This window comes from Paraburkholderia sp. NMBU_R16, from assembly GCF_013282575.1.
Classification (GTDB): domain Bacteria; phylum Pseudomonadota; class Gammaproteobacteria; order Burkholderiales; family Burkholderiaceae; genus Trinickia.
In genome coordinates this window covers 1-883 of sequence record NZ_JAAAYE010000237.1, presented here as the reverse complement: position 1 = coordinate 883, position 883 = coordinate 1, and the positions used below count along the sequence as shown (strand labels likewise).

Annotated in this window: 1 protein-coding gene; it reads right to left on the bottom strand. The window is 58.9% G+C overall.

Going from position 1 to position 883, the window contains the following annotated elements; genetic code table 11:
* Positions 1–82: 82 nt before the first annotated feature.
* On the bottom strand, positions 83–664 hold the full coding sequence (locus tag GWC77_RS28040; protein ID WP_254367235.1) for an IS630 family transposase: 582 nt from the start codon (positions 662–664) through the stop codon (positions 83–85).
* Between the last annotated feature and the right edge of the window lie 219 nt (positions 665–883).

Genomic DNA, 883 nt, shown 5'->3' with positions numbered 1-883 from the left:
GCTGCCAGGGAAGTCTTGCCCACCTGCCTCCACGGGCTGATTGCCAGCGCGCCAACACGAGCGCCCGATACCCGATCATGCCTCACGTGCGCGCCGGATAGCGGACGGCCTTCGCGAGGCGCTTACGGCTCTTCTCATCGACACACAGCACCAATGCGTTGGTCGGAGGACTCAGGTACAAGCCGACGATGTCGCGGACCTTCTCGACGAAAAACGGGTCGTTGGACAGCTTGAAGCTTTTTGTACGATGGGGTTGCACACCGAACAGGGCGAAGTAGCGTGCAACGGAGCTCTTCGATATGCCCGTTTCCTCTGCCGCTGCACGCACGCTCCAATGCGTCGAACCCGAGGGCGCCTCACGCAGAACCTTGCTGAGCAATTCCGCAATGGTCTCATCGTCATGCGTACGGGGGCGGCCGGTTTTTGCTTGATCGTGCAGCCCAGCCAAGCCTTGCGCGACGAATCGCTTTTTCCAATGCGTTACCGCTGGCGGCGTGACCGCACACTGCGCAGCAATTTCGGCATTCGAATGACCATCAGCTGCCATGAGCACAATCTTCGCGCGACGTACCAGCGAATGAGGAAGCGAACGCGAGCGGCTCATCGCCACAAGTTGCTCTCTTTCGCTGGCCGATACTTCCACAGCAATGCCGGGTCGTCCCATGGTCGCTCCTTGAGGAAACTCGATCATAGGACATTACCCGTTTCATAAAGTTTCTTCTGGGACAGAACACTAGCGGAGCAGCAAAGCAAAAGTGCCTCTTTTGAATTCCGAGTGGGTGATGTTAGCGGGTCAAGGGCGGGCGTAAGCCCGGCGCAGCGAACCCTTGAGGCGCTCTGAATCGACAAGCTGAGGTATGGCTGGTGGCGGCAGAATGCGGCA

Coding starts and splice junctions, on each gene's coding strand:
- GWC77_RS28040 (WP_254367235.1), bottom strand. CDS start 664: ATGGGACGACCCGGCATTGCTGTGGAAGTATCGGCCAGCGAAAGAGAG.